The 26,332-nt window shown below is 72.4% G+C and carries 26 protein-coding genes; 7 read left to right on the top strand and 19 right to left on the bottom strand.

From position 1 onward, the window contains the following. The first annotated feature begins 4 nt into the window (after positions 1-4). The gene (locus tag AB0C17_RS18880; protein ID WP_357470031.1) at positions 5-385 is read left to right on the top strand and encodes a nuclear transport factor 2 family protein; all 381 of its coding nucleotides are present in this window, start codon (positions 5-7) and stop codon (positions 383-385) included. Positions 386-395: 10 nt separating this feature from the next. Here AB0C17_RS18880 and AB0C17_RS18885 read toward each other — a convergent pair whose 3' ends face one another. The 3 genes from AB0C17_RS18885 to AB0C17_RS18895 are packed head-to-tail and all read right to left on the bottom strand — an operon-like array spanning position 396 to position 2,283. Next, the gene (locus AB0C17_RS18885) at positions 396-1,307 is read right to left on the bottom strand and encodes an aminoglycoside phosphotransferase family protein (RefSeq protein WP_357387627.1); all 912 of its coding nucleotides are present in this window, start codon (positions 1,305-1,307) and stop codon (positions 396-398) included. Then, positions 1,304-1,492 carry a DUF397 domain-containing protein gene (locus tag AB0C17_RS18890; protein ID WP_357387625.1) on the bottom strand — a complete coding sequence of 63 codons (189 nt, stop codon included), beginning with the start codon at positions 1,490-1,492 and terminating at the stop codon, positions 1,304-1,306. The genes AB0C17_RS18885 and AB0C17_RS18890 overlap by 4 nt, the downstream gene beginning before the upstream one ends. Further along, entirely contained in the window at positions 1,483-2,283 is an 801-nt protein-coding gene (locus AB0C17_RS18895) for a helix-turn-helix transcriptional regulator (protein WP_357469867.1), read from the bottom strand. The genes AB0C17_RS18890 and AB0C17_RS18895 overlap by 10 nt, the downstream gene beginning before the upstream one ends. A 155-nt stretch (positions 2,284-2,438) precedes the next feature. Here AB0C17_RS18895 and AB0C17_RS18900 point away from each other — a divergent pair, with 155 nt between their 5' ends. Continuing rightward, the gene (locus tag AB0C17_RS18900; protein WP_357387621.1) at positions 2,439-2,786 is read left to right on the top strand and encodes a hypothetical protein; all 348 of its coding nucleotides are present in this window, start codon (positions 2,439-2,441) and stop codon (positions 2,784-2,786) included. Between the two features lie 47 nt (positions 2,787-2,833). Here AB0C17_RS18900 and AB0C17_RS18905 read toward each other — a convergent pair whose 3' ends face one another. The 6 genes from AB0C17_RS18905 to AB0C17_RS18930 form a co-directional block, all read right to left on the bottom strand. Next, entirely contained in the window at positions 2,834-4,141 is a 1,308-nt protein-coding gene (locus AB0C17_RS18905; RefSeq protein WP_357387662.1) for an ABC transporter ATP-binding protein, read from the bottom strand. Between the two features lie 157 nt (positions 4,142-4,298). Next, the gene (locus AB0C17_RS18910) at positions 4,299-6,473 is read right to left on the bottom strand and encodes a bifunctional glycosyltransferase family 2 protein/CDP-glycerol:glycerophosphate glycerophosphotransferase (protein WP_357479604.1); all 2,175 of its coding nucleotides are present in this window, start codon (positions 6,471-6,473) and stop codon (positions 4,299-4,301) included. Positions 6,474-6,488: 15 nt separating this feature from the next. Further along, a complete protein-coding gene (locus tag AB0C17_RS18915) occupies positions 6,489-8,333 on the bottom strand; it encodes a DUF5941 domain-containing protein (RefSeq protein WP_357479629.1) in 1,845 nt (614 codons plus the stop codon). Between the two features lie 131 nt (positions 8,334-8,464). Continuing rightward, entirely contained in the window at positions 8,465-9,208 is a 744-nt protein-coding gene (locus AB0C17_RS18920; protein WP_357387615.1) for an ABC transporter ATP-binding protein, read from the bottom strand. Beyond that, the gene (locus AB0C17_RS18925; protein WP_357469855.1) at positions 9,209-10,036 is read right to left on the bottom strand and encodes an ABC transporter permease; all 828 of its coding nucleotides are present in this window, start codon (positions 10,034-10,036) and stop codon (positions 9,209-9,211) included. A 66-nt stretch (positions 10,037-10,102) separates the two neighbouring features. After that, positions 10,103-11,473, bottom strand: coding sequence for an L-serine ammonia-lyase (locus AB0C17_RS18930; RefSeq protein WP_357479607.1), 1,371 nt, complete (start codon positions 11,471-11,473; stop codon positions 10,103-10,105). A gap of 914 nt (positions 11,474-12,387) precedes the next feature. On the opposite strand from AB0C17_RS18930, the gene AB0C17_RS18935 reads away from it, so the two are divergent. Then, complete coding sequence (locus tag AB0C17_RS18935) at positions 12,388-12,591, top strand: PspC domain-containing protein (protein ID WP_357387609.1); 204 nt, start codon at positions 12,388-12,390, stop codon at positions 12,589-12,591. A gap of 78 nt (positions 12,592-12,669) precedes the next feature. Here AB0C17_RS18935 and AB0C17_RS18940 read toward each other — a convergent pair whose 3' ends face one another. From AB0C17_RS18940 to pdxH, 7 genes are all read right to left on the bottom strand, one after another. Beyond that, complete coding sequence (locus AB0C17_RS18940) at positions 12,670-13,443, bottom strand: DUF4230 domain-containing protein (RefSeq protein ID WP_357387607.1); 774 nt, start codon at positions 13,441-13,443, stop codon at positions 12,670-12,672. A 191-nt stretch (positions 13,444-13,634) separates the two neighbouring features. Then, a complete protein-coding gene (locus AB0C17_RS18945) occupies positions 13,635-14,795 on the bottom strand; it encodes an acyl-CoA dehydrogenase family protein (RefSeq protein ID WP_357479610.1) in 1,161 nt (386 codons plus the stop codon). Positions 14,796-14,826: 31 nt separating this feature from the next. Beyond that, positions 14,827-15,132 carry a type II toxin-antitoxin system VapB family antitoxin gene (locus tag AB0C17_RS18950; RefSeq protein ID WP_013283726.1) on the bottom strand — a complete coding sequence of 102 codons (306 nt, stop codon included), beginning with the start codon at positions 15,130-15,132 and terminating at the stop codon, positions 14,827-14,829. A 53-nt stretch (positions 15,133-15,185) separates the two neighbouring features. Beyond that, positions 15,186-15,788: a nitroreductase family protein gene (locus AB0C17_RS18955; RefSeq protein WP_357387603.1), complete on the bottom strand. Its 603-nt coding sequence runs from the start codon at positions 15,786-15,788 to the stop codon at positions 15,186-15,188. Positions 15,789-15,790: 2 nt separating this feature from the next. After that, positions 15,791-16,717 (bottom strand): aldose 1-epimerase family protein, encoded by a 927-nt coding sequence (locus tag AB0C17_RS18960; protein ID WP_357387601.1) that lies wholly within the window; start codon positions 16,715-16,717, stop codon positions 15,791-15,793. Positions 16,718-16,733: 16 nt separating this feature from the next. Beyond that, on the bottom strand, positions 16,734-18,026 hold the full coding sequence (locus tag AB0C17_RS18965) for an MFS transporter (RefSeq protein ID WP_357387599.1): 1,293 nt from the start codon (positions 18,024-18,026) through the stop codon (positions 16,734-16,736). Continuing rightward, entirely contained in the window at positions 18,023-18,652 is a 630-nt protein-coding gene (gene pdxH, locus AB0C17_RS18970) for a pyridoxamine 5'-phosphate oxidase (RefSeq protein ID WP_357470028.1), read from the bottom strand. The genes AB0C17_RS18965 and pdxH overlap by 4 nt, the downstream gene beginning before the upstream one ends. Before the next feature lie 273 nt (positions 18,653-18,925). Between pdxH and AB0C17_RS18975 the strand changes: the two genes are divergently transcribed. From AB0C17_RS18975 to AB0C17_RS18990, 4 genes are all read left to right on the top strand, one after another. Continuing rightward, positions 18,926-20,032: a citrate synthase 2 gene (locus AB0C17_RS18975; protein WP_013283721.1), complete on the top strand. Its 1,107-nt coding sequence runs from the start codon at positions 18,926-18,928 to the stop codon at positions 20,030-20,032. 282 nt (positions 20,033-20,314) lie between these two features. Next, the gene (gene serC, locus AB0C17_RS18980) at positions 20,315-21,442 is read left to right on the top strand and encodes a phosphoserine transaminase (RefSeq protein WP_357469846.1); all 1,128 of its coding nucleotides are present in this window, start codon (positions 20,315-20,317) and stop codon (positions 21,440-21,442) included. Between the two features lie 191 nt (positions 21,443-21,633). After that, positions 21,634-22,722, top strand: a complete 1,089-nt coding sequence (sepH, locus tag AB0C17_RS18985; RefSeq protein ID WP_357387595.1) for a septation protein SepH — start codon at positions 21,634-21,636, stop codon at positions 22,720-22,722. A gap of 63 nt (positions 22,723-22,785) precedes the next feature. After that, complete coding sequence (locus AB0C17_RS18990; RefSeq protein WP_357469840.1) at positions 22,786-23,772, top strand: aldo/keto reductase; 987 nt, start codon at positions 22,786-22,788, stop codon at positions 23,770-23,772. Between the two features lie 105 nt (positions 23,773-23,877). On the opposite strand, the gene thpR is transcribed toward AB0C17_RS18990, so the two are convergent. The 3 genes from thpR to AB0C17_RS19005 all read right to left on the bottom strand — a co-directional run bounded on the left by thpR (position 23,878) and on the right by AB0C17_RS19005 (position 26,326). Continuing rightward, positions 23,878-24,450: an RNA 2',3'-cyclic phosphodiesterase gene (gene thpR / locus AB0C17_RS18995; protein WP_357479614.1), complete on the bottom strand. Its 573-nt coding sequence runs from the start codon at positions 24,448-24,450 to the stop codon at positions 23,878-23,880. Positions 24,451-24,454: 4 nt separating this feature from the next. After that, entirely contained in the window at positions 24,455-24,964 is a 510-nt protein-coding gene (locus tag AB0C17_RS19000) for a hypothetical protein (protein ID WP_357387589.1), read from the bottom strand. Positions 24,965-25,039: 75 nt separating this feature from the next. Continuing rightward, positions 25,040-26,326, bottom strand: coding sequence for an MFS transporter (locus tag AB0C17_RS19005; RefSeq protein WP_357387587.1), 1,287 nt, complete (start codon positions 26,324-26,326; stop codon positions 25,040-25,042). Between the last annotated feature and the right edge of the window lie 6 nt (positions 26,327-26,332).

Raw genomic sequence — 26,332 nt, forward strand, 5'->3', positions numbered from 1 at the left:
GACCATGGACAGGAATCAGGTGGCCGCCTGGATCGCGGCGTACGAGCAGGCGTGGCGCACACCGGGCACGGCGACGCTCGGCACGATGTTCACCGCCGACGCGAGCTACCAGCAGGGGCCGTACCGGGATCCGGTCGTCGGCCTGCCCGCCATCACCCGCATGTGGGACAGCGAGCGCGACGGCCCCGACGAGGTCTTCGAGATGACATCGGAGATCGTCGCGGTCGACGGCGACACCGCTGTGGCACGGGTGCAGGTCCGGTACGGCGACCCCGTCCACCAGGAGTGGCGCGACCTCTGGATCATGCGGTTCGCCGAGGACGGCCGGTGCCTGTCGTTCGAGGAGTGGCCGTTCGCGCCGGAGAAGCAGGCCGCCGCCGGGTGAGACCGGCCGTCTATTCGGCGGATATCTCCCCGAGGATGCGTCGCGCCTCGGCCGACTCCTCCGCGTCCTCGGGGTCGTCGAAGGTGCGGGAGTAGGTCGCCAGCGTCTTCCAGAGCGCCCAGCCACGTCCACGCGCCCAGGCCGCGTCGTCCACCGACAGCCGCTCGCGGAATGCCGCCCGGCCCTCGACGCTCAGCAGCGTCCAGGCGATCGCCAGGTCGCAGGCCGGGTCTCCGACGCCGCATGTCCCGAAGTCGATGACGGCGGCCAGCGAGCCGCTCGCGAGCAGCAGGTTTCCCGGGGCGATGTCGCCGTGGAACCAGCGGTCCACCCCGTCCCAGCGGGCGCCGAGCGCCCGCGCCCAGATCTCGCGAACCAGCGCGGCGTCGACGTGGCCGTCCAGCGCCGCGAGCGCATGCTCGACCTTCTTGTCGTACGTGCGCAGCGTGCCGCCCCGGAACCAGTTGTGGACGCCGGGCCGCGGACCACCGGCGGTGTCGACGTCCTGCAGGGCCGCGAGGAATCCGGCCAGGTCGAGGGCGAACCGCACCGGGTCGGCGATCCGGTCCACGGCGGCGGTCTCGCCGTCGAGCCAGCGGTAGATCGACCACGGATACGGGTAGCCCGCGCCCGGCTCGCCCTTCGCCAGCGGTACGGGGATGGGTAGCGGCAGCCGAGCGGCGAGGGCCGGAAGCCACAGGTGTTCCTTGTCGACAGCCAGGGCGTACTCGGCGGCGCTGGGCAGGCGCACCAGCAGCTCGGGGCCGAGGTGGAAGGTCCAGTTGTCCCAGCCGCCGTTGGCGACCGGTTCGATCCGGAGGCCGGCCAGGTGCGGGAACTGGTCGGCGACCAGGAGACGCACCTGCTCCACGCCGACGGCGGTGCGCCGTGGCGGGGGACCGAGATCCGGTACGTCACTCACGCCCGTTTGGCGTACGCGACAAACGCCGTCCAGGTCGACGGAGTGAACGCCAAAACCGGCCCCTGCCGGTCCTTGCTGTCCCGCACCCCCACCACACCGGGCAGGTTGTCCGCCACCTCGACGCAGTCGCCGCCGTTACCGCTGCTGCGGGTGCTCTTGCGCCAGGTCGCGCCGGTCAACTCCATCGCTTCGCCGCCTCCGAGATCGCCGCCAGGGTCGCCCCGTGCGGCATCGCCTCCGCGCGAATGGACTCCCACGTCTGCCGCAGTGCGTTCACGTCCACCGCGCGCTCCACGATTGTGCCGTGCAACGGGTTGTCCAGGTAGCCCACATCGTCGCCGTCGGCCGGGGTGGCGAGCACGAACGCGCCGTTGAGCCCCGGATAGGCACCGACCGTCTCCGGCACCAGGTGCAGGTGCACCCGGGGCCGCCGTGCCATCTCGATCAGGTGCTCCAACTGCTCCCGCATCACCTTCGGCCCACCGACCGGGCGAGCCAGCACCGCGTGGTCGAGCACCACCACGAACTGTGGCGGCGCCGGGCCGTCCAGCACCGCCTGCCGAGCCAGCCGAGCGGCGACCTGGCGCTCGACGGCCTCGCCGACGAACTGCGCGGCCCCCTCGTAGAGGGCTCGGGCGTACTCCTCGGTCTGCAACAGACCGGGCACCACCAGCGGTTGGTAACTGCGCAGCGCCGTCGCCTCCTGCTCGATGCTCACCCACTCGCGGAACCACGGCATCAGCGCCTCCTGCATCAGCGCGTCCCGGATCCGCACCAGCAGGCCGCCGCCGTTCAACACCTCGTCGCAGCGCTCGGTGAACTCGGCGCGGGGCGCCCGGCGGCACTGCTCGACGGCCGCCACCAGCGACGCCGAATAGCTCACCCGCTCGCCCAGCGCCTCCTGGGTCAGCCCCGCGTCGGTACGTAACCGGCGCAGCTCACCGGCGAACAGTTCCCACAACGGCACACGGATCATCTGCACACCTCTGCACACGGCTGCACACGGAAGTCGGCCGGTCGGACGGCCAGGAAGGTGGGGGTGGAACGCCTCCCGACAGTAGCCGCGCCGTGACGAGACTGTCACGCAGCGGAGCCGAACTCGTCCGGTTCCCGCTAGCGAGAGGAGTGCAGGTGATCAGTCACCAGCTGGGGCAGCCGCCGGACGGGCCGGCACCGGACCGCCCCCGGCCGTACCCGCCGCACGCCACCCCGCACACGCCGCTGCGTCCGATGTGGTGCTGCCGGTCCTGCGGGCAGCCGTGGCCGTGCCCGACCGCCCGGCTGCTGCTCCACGGCGAGTACGCGGACAACCGGATCGGGCTGTCGATCTACCTGTGCGGGCTGATGTACGAGGCGACGCGCGACCTCTACCGGCTGAACCCGGACGACGCGCCCGCCCCGGCCGACCTGTTCGCCCGCTTCGTCGGCTGGGGCCCGTACCGCCGTCACCGGCCCGTCCCACCGGGCGACGGTTGTTAACAAGGGGCCCTTCCTCTACCGGAGGCGTTAACAGGGGGCCCCTCCTTTCACCGCCAGCCGACGTCGATGCGGTCGCCCCGCTCGTCGAAGAAGTGCAGCGCGTCCATCCGCACCTGCACGGCGAGCGGGTGCCCGGGCGACACCTGCGGGTACGGCGCGAGCCGTACCGCCAGTTCCGCCGGGCGGCGGTGGTGTCGGCCCGGGTCGGGCAGCACGCTCGTACGGTTGCCGCCGCCGGCCTCCGGGGTGGGAGCCGACGTCTCCGGGGCCCGCCCGGTGAGCCGCTGCATCACCTGGTTGAACCGGCGCAGGCCGCGCTGGCCCGGCGGGGCCTGCTCGACGGGGGTGCCCATCTCGTCGACGACGATCGCGGTGGCGCCGATGTCGAGGAACGCGAGCGACTCGTGGCCGTGGTGCTCCAGGTAGCGGATGCGCCCGTGCAGCACGTCGCCGGCGGTGTCCGGGGCGACCGGGGTGAGCGCCTCGGCGCGCATGCCGACCACGATCCGCTCACCGTGGTAGTGCGCCACCGCCCGGCTGCGGATGTCGTCCCAGGGCAGGTAGAGCGACTGCTCACCGAGGCTCAGCGCGACATAACGGTCCAGGTGGACGTAGACCGACGCCTCCAGCAGGTTCATCCGCGGGCTGCCGAGGAACGCGGCGACGTAGAGCGTGGCCGGCCGCCCGTACACCTGGGTGGGGGTGCCCACGTCCTGGAGCACGCCCTTGCGCATGATGGCGACCCGGTCGGCCATGGTCAGCGCCTCGGCCTGGTCGTGGGTGACGTAGATGGTGGTGACGCCCAGCTCGCGGGTGAGGCCGGAGATCTCCGCCCGCAGTTCGGCGCGCAGTCCGCTGTCCAGGTTGGAAAGTGGCTCGTCCATCAGGAACAGGCCGGGCCGGCGCACTATCGCCCGCCCCATGGCGACCCGCTGCCGCTGGCCGCCGGAGAGCTGGCTGGGCTTGCGCCCGAGGACGTCGCCGATACCGAGCGCGCTCGCCACGTCCTGGATCCGCTCACCGCGTGGCGCCGGTTCGACGCCGGAGAGCCGCAGCGGGAAACCGATGTTGTCGCCGACCGTCATGTGCGGATAGAGCGCGAAGTCCTGGAAGACCATGGCGATCTTCCGGTCGCGTGGTGGCAGGTCGTTCGCGAGTTCACCGCCGAGCAGGATCGCTCCGGAGGACGGGTCCTCCAGCCCGGCGACCATGCGCAGCACCGTCGACTTGCCGCAGCCCGAAGGGCCGAGCAGCACCATGAACTCGCCGTCGTTGACGTCCAGATTGATGGTGTCGACCGCGACTGTTCCGTCCGGGAACACCTTGGTGACATCCTTGAGCGCGACGGTGGCCACCGTCACCTCCCCAGTTCCTCGCCCCAAACCCGGGAATGACTGTGGCCAGGATCATCCGATTCGCACATCGGGTAAACGTGCCATGTTCGGCTCGTGACAGTCCTATTAAGCGGCATTCGCCGGGCTCCGAAGTTAAGTGACCTGCCGGTAACCGCTTTTACGGCGTTTCGCCGAGGAACACGCGGCGCACCACGCGCTCGGCGGCGTGCCCGTCGTCGAGCGCGCAGAACCGCGCCCGGAACGCCGACCGGGCCCGCTCGGCCGCCTCGCCGTCGACAGCGCCGGAGCGGAACACGTCGAGCAGGCCGGGAAAGTCCAGCGCCACCGCCCCGGGCGGCTCGGCCAGCAGGTCGAAGTAGACGCCACGGGCGACCCGGTAGGCGTCCCAGTCCGGCGCGTACACCACTACCGGCCGGTCCAGCACCGCGTAGTCGAACATCGCCGAGGAATAGTCGGTGACCAGCGCGTCCGCCGCCAGGTAGAGGTCCTCCACCCGGTCGTACGCGCTCACGTCCAGCACGCCGTCCGCCGCCGGTCCCCGAGGATGCCGCTCCCGGTCGTGGAAGTAGTGGCTGCGCATCAGCAGCCGGCCCCGCGGCCCGAGGACGTCGAGCATCCGGTCCGGGTCGAACGGTGGCCGCCAGCCCGGCAGGTGTTCCCGGTGCGTCGGCGCGTAGAGCACCACGTACTCGTCGGGTGCGATGCCGAGCGCGGCGCGGGCCTGGCCCCTGTCCTCGGCGGTGGCCAGCGCCAGCCGGTCGTTGCGCGGGTAGCCGACCTCCAGCGTGGTGTAGTCCGCCGGGTACGCCCGCTCCCACATCTGCGTGGAGAAGCTGTTCGAGGTGATGCTGTAGTCCCAGCGGTCGACGCGGCGCAGCAGCCCGGCGAAGTTCATCCCCATCGCGCCCACCGGGTAACGCTGCTGGTCGAGCCCCATCACCTTGACCGGCGTGCCGTGGTGGGTCTGCACGTGCACCGAGCCGGGCCGCTTGCGGACGAAGTCCGGGAAGTTGACGTTGTTGACGAGCCAGCGGGCGCGGGCCAGGACGCGGTGGTACTCGGGGGTGCCGGCCACCACGTACTCCACGCCGGGCGGCAACGCTGCCACCCGGTCCCGGCGGACGATCCACACGCCGCGCACCTGCGGCGCGAGCCGGCGGGCCGCCTCGTAGATCGCCGCCGGATTGCACGAGTAGCCCCGGTACCAGTAGGCCGCGTAGACGGCCAGCGTCGGGTCGATCGGCCGGTGCAGCTCGGCCCGGTAGTACTCGCCCAGCGCCAGGTCACGCGCCCGCACCACGGGTGCGACCCGTCGCCGGGCCAGCCGCGCGGTCCGCCGGGCCGTCTCCCCCGCCTGGTGCGCCTCGCGCAACGCGCTGAACGTCCGCCACCGGCCGGCCGCCACCAGCCGGTGCTTGAGCCCTTCCGGGCCGGGCGGGACCGGGTAGCCCTCGGCCGGCAGGAACCGCACGTAGTCGGCGTGCATCTGGGCGAAGAACGGCGCCCGCAGCTCGGGTGCGATCCGGTCGCCGTTGCCGAGCACCGTGAGGTAGTGCCAGATCATCCGCTCGAAGACCGCCGGCCGCAGCCCGGCCACCTCCGGCCCCCAGCGGTCCATCAGCCCGAACACCCGGTGCCACTGCGGGAAGACCTCGAAGTGCCGGTCGCCCCGGGTCCGGGTGATCGCGCCGGTGCGGCGCTGCCGGTAGTTCAGGCAGATCCGGTCGAGTACGCCGATCCGCCCGGCCGCCATCAGCGCCGGATAGCTGAACGAGACGTCCTCGTACCAGCCCGGCTCGAAACGCAGGCCGCGCTCGTTCAGGAACTCCCGGCGCACCACCCGGTTCCAGGCGGTGTGCAGCAGCTTCAGCGTCTCCGGCCGGTCCCGCAGCGTGAACGTCGTCGCGCCGGGCGGGACCGGGAACACGTCACGCATCGCGCTGCGGGTGCCGACGTTGTTCCAGTGCGCCCGGACGTGGTCGACGATCAGCACGTCCGGTGCGGTGTCGCGGAGTCGGCCGGCCACGTGCGGCAGGCAGCCGGGCACCAGCCAGTCGTCGCCGTCGACGAACCACACGTACTCGCCGACAGCCCGGTCCAGCCCGATGTTGCGGGCCGGACCGAGCCCGACGTTCTCGGCCAGGCCGACCGGGCGGACCCGGGGGTCGCGGAGCGCGTACTCGGCCAGGATCTCGCCGCTGCCGTCCGGGGAGGCGTCGTCGACGCCGATCACCTCGATGTCGCCGAACGGCTGGTCGAGGATCGAGTCGAGACATTCCCGCAGGTAACCCTGCACCTTGAAGGCCGGCACGACGAAGCTGATCAAGGTCATCCGGCCCGCCCTCCGTCAGCCCGCCGAGCGCACACCCCCATGGGCGCGGGCCGGCAGGACCACCCAGGCGAGGACCACGCTCGCGACGAAAACCACGAGAAGGTACGCACTCATTGTAGCCAGCGCGAAGCTCACAGTTCCGGCGGTTGACGCGGCTGCCAGCAACACCGAGCGGCCGAGCCAGCCCAGCGTGGCCGCGTGCAGCGGTGGTGCCGACTGCCGCTTCTCCAGCCGCGCGGTCAGGTCGTAGTGCAGCAGCGTGAGCACCAGGACGTACCCGAAGATCAACCAGGTCGGCGCACGGCCGGCCACCCCGACCGCGATGGCGAACAGATACTCGGCGGCCCGCAACGCGGCCGGCACCAGCCAATCGAGCGGCCCGTCGTGCGGTGCCCGCGAGCCCTGCGCCGCGCCGAGCAGCAGCACCAGCGCGAGCACCGGCACGAAGACCGGCAGGTCACCACCGCCGTGCACCGCGAGCAGCGCCCACACCAGCGTCCCCGCCGCGCCGAGCGCGCCGAGCACCGCCAGCAGCAGCGGTCGCCGCGCGGTGGGCAGCGTCCGCACCAGCAGTCCGTCGTCGCGGTGCAGAGCCGCGTCCACGGTGGTCAGCACCGGCACGCGCATCCACCGCGCCCGCAAGGTCCGCAACCCCCCGGTGTACGCGAACGCCAGCGTGCCCCAGACCAGCACCGCGACCAGCGCCACCAGCGGCCCGAACAGCGCGGCGGCGATCGCGATCAGCGCCCACCGCTCCCCGATCGGGAACACCACAGTGCGCTTCAGCCAGTACGACACCGACCCGGTGTCCGCCTGCACCCGGGTCGACGCGGCGTTCAGCTTGCCGCCGATGCCGCCCGCGTCGGCGCTCACCACCTTCGGCCGGCGGGCCGCCTCGTCGTGCAGCGCGCCGTACCAGGTGTCGGTCATGTGCCGCACGGTCTGCAACGTCATCGCCGCCAGCGCCAGCGCCCAGCCGTACCGGAACCCGGCGTGCGTGGCGCCGTAGCCCAGACCGGCGTAGACCACGTACTCCTTGAACCGGTCGGCCATCGTGTCCAGCCAGCCGCCCCAGGCGCTGAAGTGCCGGGTGTAGCGGGCGAGCTGCCCGTCCACGCAGTCGAGCACGAAACCCAGGTAGAGCAGGACCGCGCCGGCCACCAGCGCCGGGCGTCCACCGGCGCCGAACAGCACCGCCGCGGCCACCGCGAACGCCACCGAGACCATGGTGACCCCGGTCGGGCCGATCCCGATGCGGGCGGCGGCCTTCGTGACGTACGGGGACCAGGTGCTGACGAAGAACGTGGTGAAGAAGTCGTCGCGCTCCTTCACCGACAGCTTCAACTCGGCCCGGTCCTCGTCGACGGCGGCCACCGCCGCCTCGGCCGCCGTCCGCTGCGCCTCGTCGCCGACCCGGTGCGCCACGAGCAGACGTACCCTCTGGGCGAAGATCAGCGTGCCCCGGGCGGCGAGGTCGGCCACGAGCCGGTCCACCGCGCGCAGCGGCCCGCCCCCGGCGGCGCGGCGGGCGGCGTCGGCGAGCGCCGGCAGGTCGGCCGCGCCCACCCGCAGCGCGCCGCCGAAGACGCCGCTCGCGTCGGCGGCGCCGACCTCGACCACCTGGCCGCGCTCCTCGCGCACCGTGGCCTGCCCGGGAGCGGGCGGATCGGTGAGCACCAGCGCCACCGTCGGCCCGACCGGGCTGGTCGCGAGATGCTTGAGTACGGCCGTGTGCGCCACCAGGTCCGCGCCGCTCACCAGCACCGGGCCGGTCGCGGCGGCCACCAGGTCGGCCAGCTCGGTCAGGTCGGCCGCGACGCGCACGTCGTCCGCCCCGGCCCGGCGCCACTGCGCGGCCAGGCGTTCGGCGAGCGATTCCCCGTCGGGGCGGCCCGCCGTCGGCTCGTTCGGGCGGCCCGGCTCGGCCGGGCGGCTCGACGGCTCGGTGCGGTGGCCCGCCGCCGGTCCGGCGGCGAGCACGATGGCGAGCGTCACCGCTTCGCCGCGTCGGCGTAGGCGGCCAGCGCCTCGTCGATCGTCCCGTCGACGATCAGCCGTCCGGCGTCGAGGTAGAGCCCCCGACGGCAGAACCGGGTGAGGTCCTTGTCGTTGTGTGACACCAGCACCAGCGTGCGCCCTTCCGCGAGAAGTCGCTCGATGGTCGCATAGCACTTCGCGCGGAACTCCGCGTCCCCGACCGCTGTCACCTCGTCCACAAGCAGCACCGGGTGCGGCAGGTGCGCGATCACCGCGAAACCCAGCCGCACCTTCATCCCCGACGAGTAGTGCCGCACCGACGTGTCGATGGCGCGTTCCACCTGCTCACCGGCGAACGAGACGATCTCGTCGAAGTGCTCCCGCAGGTACGCCGTCGAGAGCCCGTGCAGCCCGCCCACCAGATACAGGTTCTCCCGGCCGGTCAGATCACCGGAGAACCCGGCGGACAGTTCGAGCAGCGGCGCCACCCGGCCCTGCACCCGGATCGACCCCTCGTCCGGGATGAGCACACCGGCGATCAGCCGCAACAGCGTGCTCTTGCCGGTGCCGTTGCGGCCCACCACGCCCAGCGTCTCGCCCGGCTCGACCCGGAACGACAGGTCACGCAGCGGCCAGAACCGGCCCGCGTCCGGGTCACGGGCGCCCCGGTGCACGATCAGCTCCCGCAGCCGCAACTGCCGGCGCCGGTTGCGGACGAACCGGATGCCGAGCCCGTCCGCCTCGATGATCGGGGCCATTCAGAGTTCCTTCAGCACTGCCGGTTCGAGCCGGTGGAACGCCCACCAGCCGAGCGCCAGCACCAGCACGCTGCCGGACACCGTGATGGTGAGCAGCCGGGCGTCCGGGAACTCGTCCGGATACCAGACCGCGTGGTGCAGCTGGAAGATCCCGACCAGCGGGTTCAGCTCGTACCCGAGCTTGACCCAGCCCGGCATGCCGGACTGCCGCACCAGGTCGAACGGATAGATGATCGGAGTCGCGTAGAACAGCAGCCGGATGACCAGCCGCATCGTGCGCTCGATGTCGCGCATCAGCACGTTGCCCGCCGACAGCAGCAACGCCAGGCCCACCAGCAGCACGAACTGCACCGCCACGGCGAGCGGCAGGGCCAGCAGGCTCCAGCCGGGGCGGATCTTCCCCTGGCTCGCGTAGATCGCCGCCACGGCGGCCAGGATCGGCAGCCCGGCCAGGTACTCGGCGAACCGGCCGGCGACCCGGCCGATCGGGAAGATCGGCCGGGGCAGGTTCATCGTGGTGATCAGCCGGGACTGCCCGGTGAGCGCGTTCGCGGCCTCGGTCAGCGCCGAACTCGCCCACATCCAGGCGAAGATGCCGGTGATCAGGAACAGCGGGTACGACCCGGCCGCCTCACCCAGGTGCCGCCGCGTCGCGCCGGAATAGAGCACGCCGAAGACGAACCAGTAGATCAGGCCCATGCCGAGCGGCTCGATCAGCGACCAGAAGTAGCCCAGCACCGACTGCTGGTACTTCACCGCGAGATCCCGCCGGACCAGGATGCGCAGCGAGGTGCGGGCGGACCAGAGCGCCGCGACGCCTGACGTCACCGCATCATGGTCGCGTCTTTTCCGTGCCGGCGCGTCGGCCGTCCGCGCCGGGTCACCCCAACGAGGTCAGCACTCGATCACGTTGACCGCGAGCCCGCCCCGCGCGGTCTCCTTGTACTTGACCTTCATGTCCGCGCCGGTCTCCCGCATGGTCTTGATGACCTTGTCCAGCGAGACGTGGTGCACCCCGTCCCCGCGCAGCGCCAGCCGGGCCGCGGTGATCGCCTTGATGCTGGCCACCGCGTTGCGCTCGATGCACGGGATCTGCACCAGGCCGCCCACCGGGTCGCAGGTCAGCCCCAGGTTGTGCTCCATGCCGATCTCGGCGGCGTTCTCCACCTGCTCCGGCGTACCGCCGAGCGCCTCGGCCAGCCCGGCCGCCGCCATCGAGCACGCCGAACCAACCTCGCCCTGGCAGCCCACCTCGGCCCCGGAGATCGACGCGTTCTCCTTGAACAGCACGCCGATCGCGCCGGCCGCCAGCAGGAACCGGACCACCCCCTCCTCGGAGGCGCCCGGCACGAACCGGGTGTAGTAGTGCAGCACGGCCGGGATGATCCCGGCGGCGCCGTTCGTCGGCGCGGTGACCACCCGCCCGCCGGCCGCGTTCTCCTCGTTGACCGCGAGCGCGAACAACGTCACCCAGTCCATCGCGCGCAGCGGATCCTGGCTGCCGGTCTCCGCCTCCAGGCCGCGCCGCAGCTCGGCCGCGCGCCGCCGGACCTTCAACCCACCCGGGAGTACGCCGTCGCGGGTGCAGCCGCTCTCCACGCACTCGCGCATCACCCGCCAGATCTCCAGCAGCCCCGCCCGGACGTCCGCCTCGCTGCGCCAGGACAGCTCGTTGGCGAGCATCACCTCGCTGATCGACAGGCCGGTCTCCGAGGTGACAGTCAGCAGTTCCGCGCCGGTCAGGAACGGGTGCCGTACCCGGGTCGTGTCCGCCTTGATCCGGTCCGCCCCGGCCGCCTCCTCGTCCACCACGAAGCCGCCGCCGACCGAGTAGTACGTGCGCGCCCGCACCTCGTTCCCGGCCGCGTCGTACGCCGCGAACGTCATCCCGTTCGGGTGGTACGGCAGCGACCGCCGGCGGTGCAGCACCAGATCGGCGTCCGGGTCGAAGTCGATCCCCTGGCTGCCGAACAGGTCGAGCCGCCGCTCGGCACGGATCCGCTCCACGCGCGGGCCGACCGCGTCGGTGTCGACGGTCTCCGGGGCCTCGCCCTCCAGCCCCAGCAGCACCGCCCGGTCGCTGCCGTGCCCGTGTCCGGTCGCGCCGAGCGAGCCGAACAGCTCCGCCCGTACCCGCGTCACGTCGGCGAGCTGCCCGTCGGCCTTCAGGCCCGCCACGAACGTACGGGCAGCCCGCATCGGCCCGACGGTGTGCGAGCTGGACGGCCCGATACCGACGCTGAAGAGATCGAAGACACTGATCATTTTGCTGCTTTCCTCGCCGTCGTCCCCGTTGTGCGGATCCGAGCCGGTGCGTGGGTGCCGCGCCCGCCGGGCGGGTAGACGGCCGGCGCCCGGGGTGGGGGCGCCCGACCGGCGAGCCTACCTCGCCCCCATGAATACCCGCCCCCACTCCGCCACATGCCCAACGCCCCGGCCCGGCCTCGCCCCCTACCCGCTCCTTGTCGGGCCACCTCCCCGGCGGGCGATCCCTCAGGCCCCTCCACTCCTCGTCGATCTAGGAGTTGTGGCACCCGGAATAGCCCATTTCACGGCATACGAGAACCGCCACAACTCCAAGATCGGCGGACCCACCCCGGGCTCACGGCTCACGGCTCGGAGCTCCGAGATCTTGGTACCAAACGGCCCCCATAGGGGCACTTTCCTACCAAGATCTTCACTGATCCCAGTCGACGCGACGCATGTCTCGCAAGGCGGTCAGCACTCGACGCAGCAACCAGCCGGACGGCGTCCCCCGCCCTCACTCACCCCGCCGCTCCCGCGATCTTGCAGTTGCAGCCCTCGCCAAAGGTGCGAATCGGGCACAACGAGGGCCGCAAGTGCATGATCGACGGGCGTGGGGAAGGAGGGGGCGCGGGCTCGGCTCGAGCGTGGCCTGGCTGAGCAGGGCCGGAGCATTGCGGACGGCGTCGCAACGGGGAGTGATCGTTGAGCGGCCGATCAGGCGGCGGCCGGTGGATCTGCTGCGGACGGCAGAGGGCGACGGCGGCAGAGGGCGACGGCGACAGAGGACACAGGGGCGAGTCGGTGGGGGCGGTCCGGGGTAAGTACCTACGGGTGCCCGGGTCGCCGATCCTCCTCGGGGCTGAGGGCGCGGCGCGTACCCCTCTCTACCGTGGAATCAGCGCGGCGGATCGCCGCAGAAGTGGGAGACGACGATGAGTCGCAAACTGGTCCGGCCCCGTGAGGGGCGCATGATCGCCGGTGTCTGCGCCGGCCTGGGGCAGCGGTTCGGCATGTCCGCCGGGATGGTCCGGCTGCTGTTCCTGCTGTCGCTGCTGCTGCCCGGCACCCAGGTCATCATCTACCTGGTCCTGTGGATCCTGATGCCGAACGAGGACCGCTACCTCGCCACCCGCTGACGCGAGACGAGCCGGGACACCGGCACGCGAACGCGCCCGCCCCTGACCATCGGGGCGGGCGCGCGGCGTACTGCGCGGTCAGGGTGCCGCGTAGGTGACAGTCACCTTCTCGTACCCGAGGGAGCGCAGCAGCCCTTCGAGCATCTTGCGGGTGTTCTCCTCGGCCCGGGCGGCGAGCCCGCTGTCCCGGGCGGCGGCGGTGATCCGGTCCTCGGCGAGCTTGTAGACCTGCTGCTGCCGGTTGGGGTCGCCGGCCACCAGGTCGTTGAGCCGGTTGATCAGGCCGCGCTGCTCGGCGAAGACGTAGCTCTTGTCCATGTCCAGATCTGTCTCGCCGAGCTGCGGCGCGGGCAGCTTGATCTCGGCGGACTTGCCGTCCTCGGAGACGACGACGGCACCGTCGGCGATCTTCGCGAAGTCGACGTACGCCTCGACCCGGCCCGCCCCGACGAACAGCGTGCGCTCGTTGAGCAGGAAGTCGGGCACGTTGCGCCGGTCGTTCTGCACGTCGACCACCACCTGGAAGTTGCCCTCGGCGGCGACGTAGCGGCTCAGGTCACGAATCGACTTGAGCAGCGGCGGCTGGCTGCGGTCGGTCTGCTCCTTGGCGAACGGGTTGCGGAAGTCGGGCAGCAGGCCGCTGGCCTGCACGCCGAGCATCACCACCACCGCCAGCGCCGCGGCGCCGAGCACCCAGAGCAGGCCGCGTGCCGCACCGCCGCCCGACGCCGGGGCGCCCGGCGCGGGGTCGTGCTCCGCCTCGGGCGAGCCCTCCGCCCGGTCGCGAAGGGAGTCGCTGGTGGGGTATTCCGGGAACTCCCGGGTGGGCTCGTTGTCACCGTCGCGGGCCATCGCCCTCACCGTCCTCGTCCGACACTGTGCTCGCCCGACACATCGCTGCTCGTCCGACCCATCGCTGCTCGTCCGACCGATCGAAGCTCGCCCGACCCATCGAAGCCCGGCCGACACATCGACTGACAATGACGGTACGGCCACCGTGCGACACTCGCGCGCCGAGCGACCCGATCGGGTGAAACCGCAGGTCAGGCGAACGCGGACAGGCCGGTGAGCCGCTGGCCGATGACGAGCTGGTGGATCTCGGAGGTGCCCTCGTACGTCAGCACGCTCTCCAGGTTGTTGGCGTGCCGCATCACCGGGTACTCCCCCGAGACGCCGTTGGCGCCGAGGATCGTGCGGCACTGCCGGGCGATGGCGAGCGCCTCGCGCACGTTGTTCAGCTTGCCCACGCTCACCTGCTCGGGCCGCAGCGTGCCGGCGTCGGCGAGACGGCCCAGGTGCAGCGCGAGCAGCATGCCCTTGTTCCACTCCACCGCCATGTCGGCGAGCTTGGCCTGGGTGAGCTGGAACCCGGCGAGCGGGCGGCCGAACTGGGTGCGCGTGGTCGCGTACTCCAGGGCGGTCTCCAGGCAGTCGCGGGCCGCGCCGAGCGCGCCCCAGACGATGCCGTGCCGGGCCTCGGTCAGGCACCCCAGCGGCGCCTTGAGCCCGATCGCCTCGGGCAGTCGCGCGTCAGCCGGCAGCCGGACGTCGTCGAGCGCGATCTCGCCGGTGAGGGACGCGCGCAGCGACATCTTGTGCCGGATCTCGCGCGCCGTCACCCCGGGCGTGTCCATGGGTACGGCGAAACCGCGCACCCCCTCGTCGGTACGCGCCCAGATCACGCCCACGTCGGCGATCGGCGCATTGGTGATCCACAGTTTGCTGCCGTTGAGGATCCAGTCGTCGCCGTCGCGGCGGGCCCGGGTGGCCATCGAGCCGGGGTCGGAGCCGTGGTCGGGTTCGGTGAGCCCGAAGCAGCCGATCGCCTCACCGGCCGCCATGGCGGGCAGCCAGCGCTGCTTCTGCTCCTCGCTGCCGTAGCGCCAGATGGCGTACATGGCCAGCGATCCCTGCACCGAGACCAGGGACCGGACGCCGGAGTCGCCGGCTTCCAGCTCCAGGCAGGCCAGCCCGTACGCGACAGCTGACGCGCCGGCGCAGCCGTACCCGGTCAGGTGCATGCCGAGCAGGCCGAGCTTGCCGAACTCGCGGGCCAGTTCACGGGCCGGCACCTGGCCGTCCTCGTACCAGCCGGCGACGTGCGGGCGTACCCGGTCGGTCACGAGCCGGCGCACGACGGTGCGGATCTGCCGCTCCTCCTCGCTGAGCGAGGCATCGATGTCGAGCAGGTCCAGAGGAGTCATGGCGTCACCTTAACCAAGACTCAGGGAGGCGTCACTCGCCCTGGTCACCGAGGACGAGCACGCGCGCGTGGATCTGGTTGCGCTGCTGGAGCGCCGCGCGCAGCGCCCGGTGCAGGCCGTCCTCCAGGTAGAGGCCGCCGTTCCACTGGACCACGTGCGGGAAGAGGTCGCCGTAGAAGGTGGAGTCCTCCGCGAGCAGCTTGTCCAGCGCCAGTTCGCGCTTGGTGGTGATGAGCTGGTCAAGCCGCAGCGGGCGCGGCGGAATCTCGGCCCACTGCTTCAGCGTGAGGTTGTGCTCCGGGTAGGGACGCCCGTCCCGGACCGCCCTGAAGATCACGGCGTGCTCTCCTCCCCAGGCCAGGCTGACAATGTGGATGTCAGCCTAACCGCTCAGGTCCACCGTCCCCGCCGCACCACATCCTGCACCGGACGCCGCCCTCGGCGCAGCGACGGTGACCGGTGGTCGACGGCCCGGTAACCGATAGTCAACGCACCGATCGGGTGCAGTTCCGGCGGTACCCCGAACGCCTCCCGGTACGCCCCGATCCGTTGCGGCGGGATGCCGAAGAAGCAGGCGCCCAGCCCTTCGTCCACGGCGGTGAGCAGCATCAGCAGCGCCGCGAAACCGGTGTCCACGTACCAGTAGGGCACCGGCCAGCGGTCCTCGTCGCGGTCTGCCCAGCCCTTGTCCGGCTCGGCGTAGCGGTCCAGGTAGGCGTCGCGGTTGGCGTGCGGCACCACGATCAGCGGCGCCCGGCGCATCCCGGCCAGCCAGCGTTCCCGGCCGCCTCCGCCCGGCGTGGTGGCGGCCCAGAACCGTTCCCGGTCCGCCGGTTCCTCAAGCACCAGGAAGCCCCAGCCCTGGGAGAACCCGGCCGACGGGGCCCGGACGGCGTGGTCCAGCAGCCGGTCCACCACCTCCGGCGGCACCGGCCGGTCGGGGTCGTAGTTGCGCACCATCCGGCGGCGCCGGACGACGTCGGCGAACTCCACGCTCAGACCTCCGGGCGGACGCCCCAGGCGCCCCGCCAGGTCTGCCCCGGCTCCAACATGATCAGATCCCGGCCGGAGCGGAACGCGTCGGGCGGGCAGGTCATCGGCTCCACCGCCACCGAACGGCGGTGCCGTTCCCCGCCGAGCGTGTCCCCGGTGAACACCTGCCACCAGCCGAACTCGCGGTCCGCCCAGATCCGCAGCCCGGACGAGCCGTCCGGCGCGCTCAGCACCACCGCCGAGCCGCCGTCGGCGTCCCGCTCGACGTCACCGAACGCGGTGTCGAGCACCAGGTCGCCGATCGGGCGCGGGCTGGTGAAGTCGAACTCGGAGCCGGTCACCTCGGCGGCGGCGACCGGCAGCAGGCGGCTGTCCACCAGCACCCGCCGCCGGGCCGGCACGCGCAGCCGCATCTCGTTCACGCCGACCTTCGGCAGTTGGAGGTACGGGTGCACGGAGAAGCCGAACGGCGCCGGCTCGCCGGAGAGGTTCGTCGCCTCGTGCTCGGCCCGCAGGCCGTCCGGGCCGACGCTCCACCGGGCCCGCAGCCGCAGCGCCCACGGGTAGCCGGGGCTGGGCGGCAGGTCGTAGCCGATGGTGACGCTGTCCGCCGACTGCTCGATCGGCTGCCACCGCGCCCAGTTGACCAGGCCGTGCAGGGCGTTGTGCCGCTCCGGCTCGGTGAGGTCGAGCTGCAACGACCGCTCCCCCACCGTGTAGGCGCCGTCGCGGATGCGGTTCGGCCACGGCGCCAGCACCTGCCCGGCCGAGCCGGGGCAGACCTCGTCCTCGGCGTACCCGTCGAGGTGGTCCACGCCGTCGAAGCGGTAGGCCCGCAGCCCGCCGCCGACCTCGACCACGACGGCCTCGTGGCCGTCGGCGGCGATGGTCCACTGTGTACCGGACGGTGGCTGCACGTCGATCCCCATGCCGGCGACCCTACCGTCAGCGCCGGTCCTCGGCGGGGGTGACCGAGCGATAGCGCAGCAACGCCGGGAACGCCGCCACCAGCAACACCGCCAGGACGGCGGCGGCGATACCGCCTCCGACCATGGCGAAACCGGTGCCGAAGGCGGCGGCCGTCGCACCGGCGCGCAGGTCGCCCAGGCGCGGGCCACCGGCCACCACCACCGTGTTCACGCCCTGGAGGCGGCCCCGCATCCGGTCCGGCGCGTAGACCAGCAGCATCGACTGGCGCAGCGTGGCGCTGACCAGGTCGGCGGCGCCGGCGACGCCGAGCAGCACCACGGCGAGCCACAGGTGCCCGGCCAGGCCGGCGAGCGCGATCGCCACGCCCCAGGCGACCACCGCCACGGTGAGCGCCAGCCCCTGCCGGCGTACCCGGCCGATCCACCCCGAGGTCAGGCCGCCGAGCATCGCGCCGATGGCGATGGAGCTGTAGAGCCAACCCACCGCCGACGCGCCGCCGAAGCGTTCCTGCGCCAGTTCCGGGAAGAGCGCCCGCGGCATGGCCAGGATCATCGCGATCAGGTCGATGGCGAAGGAGAGCAGCAGCACCCGCGTGGTGGCCAGGTAGCGGAAGCCGTCGACGATGCTGGCGAATCCGGCCTTGCGGACGCCGCCGCCCGGGTCCGGCGCGGGCGGCATCGCCGGCAGCCGCAGCGTGGCCCAGAGCGCCGCGGTGTACAGCAGCGCGTCCGCCGCGTACGCGATGGGCAGGGCCGTCTCGACCTGCCACCCGGCGAAGATCAGGCCCGCGGCGAGCGGGCCGAAGACGGCGGCGGCGGTGAACGTGGTGAAGTTCAGCGTGGTGGCCGCCGGGACCAGCTCGGCGGGCACGAGCCGGGGCAGGATCGCGCTGCGGGCCGGCGAGGTGATCGCGAATGCCGTCGACTGGAGGCCCACCAGCAGCAGGAGCAGCAGCGGGCTGCGCACCCCGGCCAGCGACTGCACCAGCAGCCCCAACGTCGAGGCCCAGAGCACGCAGCCGCCGACGAGCAGCACCCGGCGGCGGTCCCGGGCGTCGGCGATCGCGCCGCCCCACAGCCCGAACACCAGCAGCGGCACGAACCCGGCGATGCCCAGCAGACCGACCCAGAGCGAGCCGCCGGTCAGGTCGAACATCTCCACCGGCACCGCCACGGCGGTGAACTGGAAACCGAACATGGCGACCGCGTTGCCGGTCCACACCCGCCGGTACGCGGGCACGCGCAGCGGGCGCAGGTCGATCGCCCAGCGGCGCGGTTCCCGCCGCCCGGCCTTTGTGACATCGGTCACGGCGCGAGCCGCTCGACCACGAAGAACCCGCCCTCGGTACGCCGGAAGCGCAGCCGGTCGTGCAGCCGGCTGGCCCGGCCCTGCCAGAACTCGACAGTCTCCGGACGCACCCGGAACCCGCCCCAGTACGGCGGCGCGGGGATCGGCTCCACGTCGGCGAACCGCTCGGCCGCCGCCCGGTACGCCGAGTCCAGCGCGACCCGGTCCGGCACCACAGTCGACTGGGTGCTGGCCCACGCCCCGAGCTGCGAGCCGCGCGGCCGGCTGGCGAAGTACGCCTCGGTCTCGGCGCGGTCCACCCGCTCGACCCGGCCGGTCACAGTCACCTGCCGCTGCATCGGAAACCACGGGAACACCAGGCTGGCCCACGGATTCGCGGTCACCTCGGTGCCCTTGCGCGAGCCGTGATTGGTGTAGAAGACGAAGCCGTCCGGGTCGTACCCCTTGAGCAGCACGGTGCGGCCGCTGGGCCGCCCCCGGTCGTCGGCCGTGCCGAGCACCATCGCGTTCGGCTCGGGCAGCGGATGGGCCACCGCGTCGGCGAACCAGCGGGCGAACTGGGTGTGCCAGTCCGGCGCCAGGTCCGTCTCGGTCAGGCCCAGGTCGGCGGCGTACTCGTTACGCATGCCGGCCGGGGCGGGTGTGTCGCCTGTCACTGTGGTTGTCCCTCTCCCGGGCGTGCCGGCGTCCCCCGACGCTGGCCAGGCCCCGGTACCCAGTCTTCTCCTACTCTCACCGACGGCCAGCGGCGGGGATGTCGCGTGGCGCACAGTGGCTGTGGGTCGCGCAGTCTGTTACCCACCGGGCAAGATGTTCCGAACCACACCCCTGAAGGGTCGCCTGAGCTGCGGGGCTCGATCAGCCCGCCCGGGCGCGCCGAGCCGAAGCCAGGAGACGACATGTCCGATTTCAAACCGGGCCTGGAGGGCGTCGTAGCCTTCGAGACCGAGATCGCCGAACCCGACCGCGCGGGGGGATCACTGCGCTACCGGGGCGTGGATATCGAGGACCTGATCGGCCAGGTCTCGTTCGGCAACGTCTGGGCGCTGCTGGTGGACGGCCGGTTCGGCCCGGGCCTGCCGCCGGCCGAGCCGTTCCCGGTGCCGGTGCACTCCGGTGACATCCGCGTCGACGTGCAGTCCGCGGTCGCCATGCTGGCCCCGTACTGGGGGCTCAACCAGCTTCTCGACATCTCCGACGAGCAGGCCCGCGAGGACCTGGCCCGGGTGTCGGTCACCGCGCTGTCCTTCGTCGCCCAGTCGGCGCGCGGCCTGGGCCTGCCGGCCGTGCCGCAGAAGGAGATCGACAAGGCGGAGACCATCGTCGAGCGGTTCATGAAGCGCTGGCGCGGTGAGCCCGACCCGCGGCACGTCAAGGCCGTCGACGCGTACTTCATCTCGGCCGCCGAGCACGGCCTGAACGCCTCCACCTTCACCGCCCGGATCGTCGCCTCCACCGGTGCGGACGCCGCGGCCTGCATCTCCTCCGGCATCGGCGCGCTCTCCGGCCCGCTGCACGGCGGCGCACCGTCCCGGGTGCTCAGCATGCTGGAGGCGGTCGAGCGCAGCGGCGACGCCGACGGGTACGTCAAGGGCGTGCTGGACCGGGGCGAGCGGCTGATGGGCTTCGGCCACCGGGTCTACCGGGCCGAGGACCCCCGCGCCCGCGTGCTGCGGCGTACCGCCAAGGAGCTGGGCGCGCCCCGCTTCGAGGTCGCCGAGGCGCTGGAGAAGGCCGCGCTGGCCGAGCTCCAGGCCCGCCGCCCGGACCGCGTCCTCGCCACGAACGTCGAGTTCTGGTCGGCAGTGGTGCTGGACTTCGCCGAGGTGCCGGCGCACATGTTCACCTCGATGTTCACCTGCGCCCGGATGGGCGGCTGGTCGGCGCACATCCTGGAGCAGAAGAAGCTCCAGCGGCTGGTCCGGCCGTCGGCCACGTACGTCGGCCACGGCCCGCGCAAGCCGCAGCAGGTCGAGGGCTGGGACGCCATCCCGCACGGCGTCTGACGTGTAAGGAAGGGGCCCCGCTTAACGCCTCCGGTAGAGGCGGGGCCCCTTCTTAACGCCCGCCTCCGTGCACACGAGGCGCTGCGCCGCTGTGGCGCACGACTCAGCACCGACCGTGGGACCAGCCGCCGGTCCGGGCCGCCCGGGTGGGAGGATGAAGGCCGGCAGCGCTGCCGGCCGGGTTCGGACCCCGGCCGCCTCGTGCGCCCGGCGCACGCCCGGCCATCGGTCCGCGCCCGCACCAAGGGCTCGTCCCGCCCACGCGGAAGGATCAAGACAACCGTGGCTGACGTACCGACCATCCGGATTCCCGACGAGATCAGGCCCGCCGACGGACGTTTCGGCTGCGGCCCGTCCAAGGTCCGTCCGGCCGCGGTCTCCGCCCTCGCCGACGTCGCCACCAGCTACCTGGGCACGTCGCACCGGCAGAAGACGGTCCGCGACCAGGTGGCCCGGCTGCGCCGCGGCCTGGCCGAGTTCTTCTCCCTGCCCGAGGGGTACGAGGTGGTGCTCGGCAACGGCGGCACCACCGCGTTCTGGGAGGTCGCCACGTTCGGCCTGATCCGTGACCGGGCCCAGTTCGCCAGCTTCGGCGAGTTCGGCGCCAAGTTCGCCAAGTCGGTCGCCGACGCGCCGTTCCTCGGTGAGCCGACCGTCCGCAAGTCCGACGCGGGCAGCGCCCCCACGCTCGTGGCCGAGGCCGGCGTGGACGTCTACGCCACCCCGCACAACGAGACCTCCACCGGCGTCGCGGTGCCGATCAGCCGGGTGGCGGGCGCCGACGAGGGCTCGCTGCTGCTCGTCGACGCCACCTCCGGCGCGGGCGGGCTGGACGTGGACGTCGCCCAGACCGACGTCTACTACTTCGCGCCGCAGAAGTGCTTCGGCTCCGACGGCGGCCTCTGGCTGGCCCTGATGTCGCCGGCCGCGCTGGCCCGGGCCACCGAGGTCAAGCAGTCGGGCCGCTACATCCCGGCCTTCCTCGACCTGGTCACCGCGATCGACAACTCGCGGCTGGAGCAGACGTACAACACCCCGGCGCTGGCGACCATCTTCCTGGCCGCGGAGCAGACCGACTGGATGAACTCCCAGGGCGGGCTGGCCTGGGCGGCCAAGCGCACCGCCGAGAGCGCCGGCATCGTGTACGGCTGGGCCGAGCGCTCGTCGTTCGCCACGCCGTTCGTGTCGGACCCGGCGCTGCGGTCCAACGTGGTCGCCACCGTGGACTTCGCCGACGGGGTGGACGCGACGGCGATCGCCAAGGCGCTGCGCGCCAACGGCATCGTCGACACCGAGCCGTACCGCAAGCTCGGCCGCAACCAGCTACGGGTGGCGCTGTTCCCGGCCGTCGAGCCGGCCGACGTCGAGGCGCTCACCGCGTCCATCGACTACGTGGTCGAGCGACTCTGATCACGCCGTCACGGTGCGTGGTCGTCGGGGCTCCGGCGACCACCCACCGTGATCATTACCGCAGCTCAGTCACGACATGCCGGGGTGTCGCAGTCCCCATCGTCGGGTAGATGAGCGTACGGTGGTGCGAGACGCCCGGGTGGCCGGCTCCCGTGGCGTGACGGCCAGCGAAGCGGGACGGAGGCAAGCCCATGCGCCCAGTACGCTTCGTCGCCCTCTCCGAGGACGGCCAGGCCCTGGTGCTCGCCGACGAGGTGGGGCGCCTGCTGGCGCTGCCCATCGACGAGCGGATCGCGTCGGCGCTGCACGCCGAGCCGGGCGCCCCGCCGCTCGTGGTGGTGCCGAGCGCCACCGACCTGACCCCGTCGCTGTCCCCACGGGACATCCAGGCCCGGATCCGTTCCGGCGAGTCCGCGGAGGACGTCGCCCGCATCGCCGGCGTGCCCGTCGACCGGGTCCTGCGCTACGCCGGCCCGGTGCTCCAGGAACGGGCCATGCTCGCCCAGCACGCCCGGCGCACCCGGCTCAAGGGCGCGGAGAAGCCGACCCCGCTGGCCGAGGTCGTCAACGGCCGGCTGGCCCAGCACGGCATCGACACCGAGAAGATCTCGTGGGACGCCTACCGCCGCGACGACGGCACCTGGCGGATCATCGCGACCTGGCCGTCCGGCAAGGCCACCGCCCAGGCGGTGTGGGATCTGGACAAGACCCGGCAGCACGTCGCCCCGCACGACGACATGGCGCAGTACCTCTGCGCCGAGCGGCCCACGCCGATCCTCGGCCAGGAGCCCGCGCCGGAGCGGGGCGGTCACGCGCTGCCCGGTCCGTCGCGCGGCGAGCCGAGCCGGGGTGGGCACGGCCTGCCGGCCGCCTCCGAGCACGCCCGTCCGGGGCGTGACCCGATCCGCGCCGGCCGGGACGCGCTGCTCGCCTCGCTGGACCGCCCGCTCGGCGGCACGTCCGGGCGTGGTCTCGACACCCGCTCCCCGGCCGCGCTGGCCGGGCCGGAGGCGCCCCGTCAGCGGGCCGTCGCCGGTGGTGCCGCGGCGCTGCTCGGTGGTGGGCAGGGTTCGGCCTTCGACGACGACTCGGACGCGCCGAAGGAGATCCCTGCCGTACCCTCGCTGGCTGTGCTGCGTCCTCGGCGCACCGGCCCCGCGGCGGCGACCGGCGGTGCGGCCGCCGAGTCCACCGAGGCCGGCGGCAAGCCGCGCAAGCGGCTGCCGAGCTGGGACGACGTGCTGTTCGGCACCGGCCCGGCGGCCCGCGAATCCTCCTGATCCACCGCTCCACCCTGGCCCGTTGAGAGGGCACTCTAAGTGCCGGCGTGCCAGGGTGGAGTCATGGAGTACACGAACCTGGGACGCACCGGTCTGTCCGTGAGCCGACTCTGCCTCGGCACGATGAACTTCGGTCCGCAGACCGACGAGCCGGACAGCTTCGCCATCATGGACCGGGCGCTCGAACACGGGATCAACTTCTTCGACACCGCCAACGTCTACGGCTGGAAGCTCGGTGAGGGCGTCACCGAGCAGATCGTCGGCCGCTGGTTCGCGCAGGGCGGCGGGCGCCGCGACAAGGTCGTCCTCGCCACCAAGGTCTACGGCAAGATGGGCGAGTGGCCCAACGAGCAGGGCCTGAGCGCCCGGCACATCATCCGGGCCTGCGAGGACTCGCTGCGCCGGCTCCAGACCGACACGATCGACCTCTACCAGATGCACCACATCTCGCGGACCACGCCGTGGGAGGAGATCTGGCAGGCGATGGAGACGCTCGTCGCCCAGGGCAAGGTCATCTACGTCGGCTCGTCCAACTTCGCCGGCTGGCACATCGCCCAGGCGCAGGCCGCGGCCGGTAAGCGCAACTTCCTCGGTCTCGTCTCCGAGCAGTGCATCTACAACCTGCTGACCCGGTACGTCGAACTGGAGGTCGTACCGGCCGCGCAGCACTACGGCCTGGGCATCATCCCCTGGTCGCCGCTGCACGGCGGGCTGCTCTCCGGCATCATCCGCAAGATGGCCGAGGGCAGCGCGGCGCGCGGCACCACCGGCCGCTCGGCCGACGCGCTGGCCGAGCACCGCAACACCATCGAGGCGTACGAGAAGCTCTGTGCCGACCTCGGCCACGACCCGGCGGATGTGGCGCTGGCCTGGCTGCTCTCCCGGCCGGGCGTGACCGCCCCGATCGTCGGCCCGCGCACCATGGACCAGCTCGACCGCAACCTCGGCGCCCTCGACGTCCACCTGGACGAGCCCACCCTGACCCGCCTCGACGAACTGTTCCCGCCCGTCGGCAACGGCGGCCCCGGCCCCGAAGCCTGGGCCTGGTAGGTAAGGAAGGGCCCCTTCTTAACGCCTCCGGTAGAGGAGGGGCCCCTTCTTAACGCCCGGCCGGCCGGGTGCAAAGCCCGACCGGGATGCCCAGCCGGCCGACGGCTAGGCGGCGAGCGGCCAGGCCGCCAGGCGGTCGTATCGGACACGCTGACCGAGATGGCTGCGGACCAGCACCAGCTCGGCGGCCGGCCACTGCGGACCGGCGTACCCGTTCAGGGTGTCTCGGTCGGCGCGAATGTCGGCCTCGGGCAGCCGATCGCCCGGGCGAGCGATGGTCAGGTGCGCCCGGAACGGCTTGTCGTCGCAGGGCAGGCCGGCCCGGCGCAGTCCCTGCTGGATCAGCCGGGCCAGTGTGTCCAGCGCATCCGCCTCGCCCCGCACGTCGACCCAGAGCACAGTGGATCCGCCCTGGCCGAAACTGCCCCCGCCGCCGAGGCTCAGCCGGGGCGGCCCGGCGCGGGACTCCCGCAGCGTCCGTGCGGCCATCCTGAGGGCGCTCTGCACGTCGGTCAGCCGGTCGTCCGGCACCTCGCCGAGGAACGCGAGCGTGAGGTGCAGGTTCGCCGGGTCGGCCAGGCGGGCGTGGCGGGCGGTCGCCACCCGCAGGCCCTTGATCCGGGCGGTCAGATCCGCGACCGCAACGGCAGGCGGGTAGATCGCCGCGAAGAGACGCACCCGCTCAGCGGTGTCGCTGGTGGTGCGCGGCGCGGGCGGCCGGCAGGGTCAGCCCGGCGGCGTGCAGCAGCCCTTCGACGCGTACCCGCTCGATCTCCCGGTCGACGCCGTCCAGTTCGCCGAGATGCTCGGCGATGCCGAGCGCGTGGCAGGCGGCGCGCAGCCGTTCGTCGTACGCCTCGATGACCGCGCCGTGCCACACCACACTGCGGTCGGCGGCGGCGAGCCGGTGGCCGCCGAGGCGGCGCAGGTCGGTGGCGAGCTGTTCCAGCGGACGGCGGCCGCCCTTGTCGAACTCGGTGAGGTCGATGTCGCGGGTCAGCGCCTCGGCCTCGATGGCCCGGTCGAGCCGCGCGATGGTACGGCGTTCCCGACGCTGCTCCCGCCACTCGGCCCAACCGCAGGCGACCCGATCGATGATCTCGTCTGCGCAGAACAGCAGCGCGAGCAGGGCGGGCAGGCAGCAGACGGCGAGGATCGCCAGAGCCAGCAGCAGTCCCTGCCCCACTTCCACACATCGAAGCTAAGCCCTGCCGCACCGGCCCGCCACCCGTTTGGGTAATCGGGCCGGTACGACCGGCTATCGGGGCTACTTGGCGCCGGGTGACACCACGTAGAAGCGGGGCATCGGCAGCATCCGCAGCCGAAGCCGGGCACCGGAGCGGCGCAGTTGCCAGGCGAGCGCCAGCAGCGCGGCGGTCAGCGAGATCAGGCCGCCGGCCCAGATGCTCGCGCCCGCACCGTACGTCTCGGCCACCCAGCCGATCACCGGGGCGCCCACCGGGTTGGTGCCCAGGAACACCAGCACCCACAGCGCCATCACCCGTCCCCGGAAGGACGCGTCGACACCGAGCTGCACCCGCTGGTTTGCCGCCTGGGCGAAGTAGACCATGAAGAACCCGGCGGGCAGGAGCAGCGTCACCACCAGCCAGTACGCCGGGGCGAGCCCGACCAGCGTGCCGAAGGCGGCGCAGCCGATCGCGGCGCCGAGCACCAGCCAGACCGAGGGGCGGCTACGCCGGCCGGTGCCGGCCAGCGCGCCGACCAGCGCTCCGACCGCGAGCGCGGTGCTGAACAGGCCGAACGAGGCGGCGCCGGTGTTGAACACGGTCTTCGCGAGCGCGGCGAGGGTGAGCTGGAAGTTGAACAGGCTCATCCCGATCACCGACATGAGGACCATCGGCAGCAGGATGTCCGGCCGCCGCGCCACGTACCGGAGGCCGTCGACCACCCGGGCCTGGTCCCGCTCGCCGGTCGGCGGCAGGTCCTTGCGGTACAGCTCCTCGGTACGCATCCGGACCACGTTCACCAGCGGGGCGATCGAGCTGAGCGCGGTGACCAGGAAGACCGGGCCGACGTCGACGGCGGCGATGGCGAGGCCGGCGACGGCCGGGCCGACGATCCGGGCGGAGTTGAACACCGCCGCGTTGAGCGAGAGCGCGTTCGGCAGCAGCGACATGCCGACCAGCTCGGAGACGAACGCCTGGCGCACCGGCGTCTCGACCGCGTTGGCGACGCCGAGCAGGGCGGCGAACGTGAAGACGTGCCAGAGCTGCACCAGGCCGGTGAGGACCAGGGCGCTCATGGCGAGCGCCAGCACGGTCCAGAACGCGTTGGCGACGAAGAGCAGCATCCGCTTGTCGTAGCGGTCGGCGAGCCGGCCGGACAGCAGCGTGAGCAGCAGTACGGGGGTGAACTGCAACGCGGTGACCACGCCGAGGGCGGTCGCGGAGTTGTCGCTGAGCTCGAGGACGAGCCAGTCCTGGGCGATGAACATCATCCAGACGCCGATCAGTTTGACCAGCTGTCCGGTGGCGAAGAGTCGGTAGTTACGGACTCGTAGGGACTGGAACATCGTGCTCAGCTTGGCCTGCACTCTAGG

Origin of the sequence: Micromonospora sp. NPDC048887 (assembly GCF_040649715.1) — a bacterium.
Taxonomy (GTDB): Bacteria; Actinomycetota; Actinomycetes; order Mycobacteriales; family Micromonosporaceae; genus Micromonospora.

Coding starts and splice junctions, on each gene's coding strand:
- AB0C17_RS18880 (WP_357470031.1), top strand. CDS start 5: ATGGACAGGAATCAGGTGGCCGCCTGGATCGCGGCGTACGAGCAGGCG.
- AB0C17_RS18890 (WP_357387625.1), bottom strand. CDS start 1,492: ATGGAGTTGACCGGCGCGACCTGGCGCAAGAGCACCCGCAGCAGCGGT.
- AB0C17_RS18895 (WP_357469867.1), bottom strand. CDS start 2,283: ATGATCCGTGTGCCGTTGTGGGAACTGTTCGCCGGTGAGCTGCGCCGG.
- AB0C17_RS18910 (WP_357479604.1), bottom strand. CDS start 6,473: ATGACCTTGATCAGCTTCGTCGTGCCGGCCTTCAAGGTGCAGGGTTAC.
- AB0C17_RS18920 (WP_357387615.1), bottom strand. CDS start 9,208: ATGGCCCCGATCATCGAGGCGGACGGGCTCGGCATCCGGTTCGTCCGC.
- AB0C17_RS18930 (WP_357479607.1), bottom strand. CDS start 11,473: ATGATCAGTGTCTTCGATCTCTTCAGCGTCGGTATCGGGCCGTCCAGC.
- AB0C17_RS18935 (WP_357387609.1), top strand. CDS start 12,388: ATGAGTCGCAAACTGGTCCGGCCCCGTGAGGGGCGCATGATCGCCGGT.
- AB0C17_RS18940 (WP_357387607.1), bottom strand. CDS start 13,443: ATGGCCCGCGACGGTGACAACGAGCCCACCCGGGAGTTCCCGGAATAC.
- AB0C17_RS18945 (WP_357479610.1), bottom strand. CDS start 14,795: ATGACTCCTCTGGACCTGCTCGACATCGATGCCTCGCTCAGCGAGGAG.
- AB0C17_RS18960 (WP_357387601.1), bottom strand. CDS start 16,717: ATGGGGATCGACGTGCAGCCACCGTCCGGTACACAGTGGACCATCGCC.
- pdxH (WP_357470028.1), bottom strand. CDS start 18,652: ATGCGTAACGAGTACGCCGCCGACCTGGGCCTGACCGAGACGGACCTG.
- AB0C17_RS18975 (WP_013283721.1), top strand. CDS start 18,926: ATGTCCGATTTCAAACCGGGCCTGGAGGGCGTCGTAGCCTTCGAGACC.
- sepH (WP_357387595.1), top strand. CDS start 21,634: ATGCGCCCAGTACGCTTCGTCGCCCTCTCCGAGGACGGCCAGGCCCTG.
- AB0C17_RS18990 (WP_357469840.1), top strand. CDS start 22,786: ATGGAGTACACGAACCTGGGACGCACCGGTCTGTCCGTGAGCCGACTC.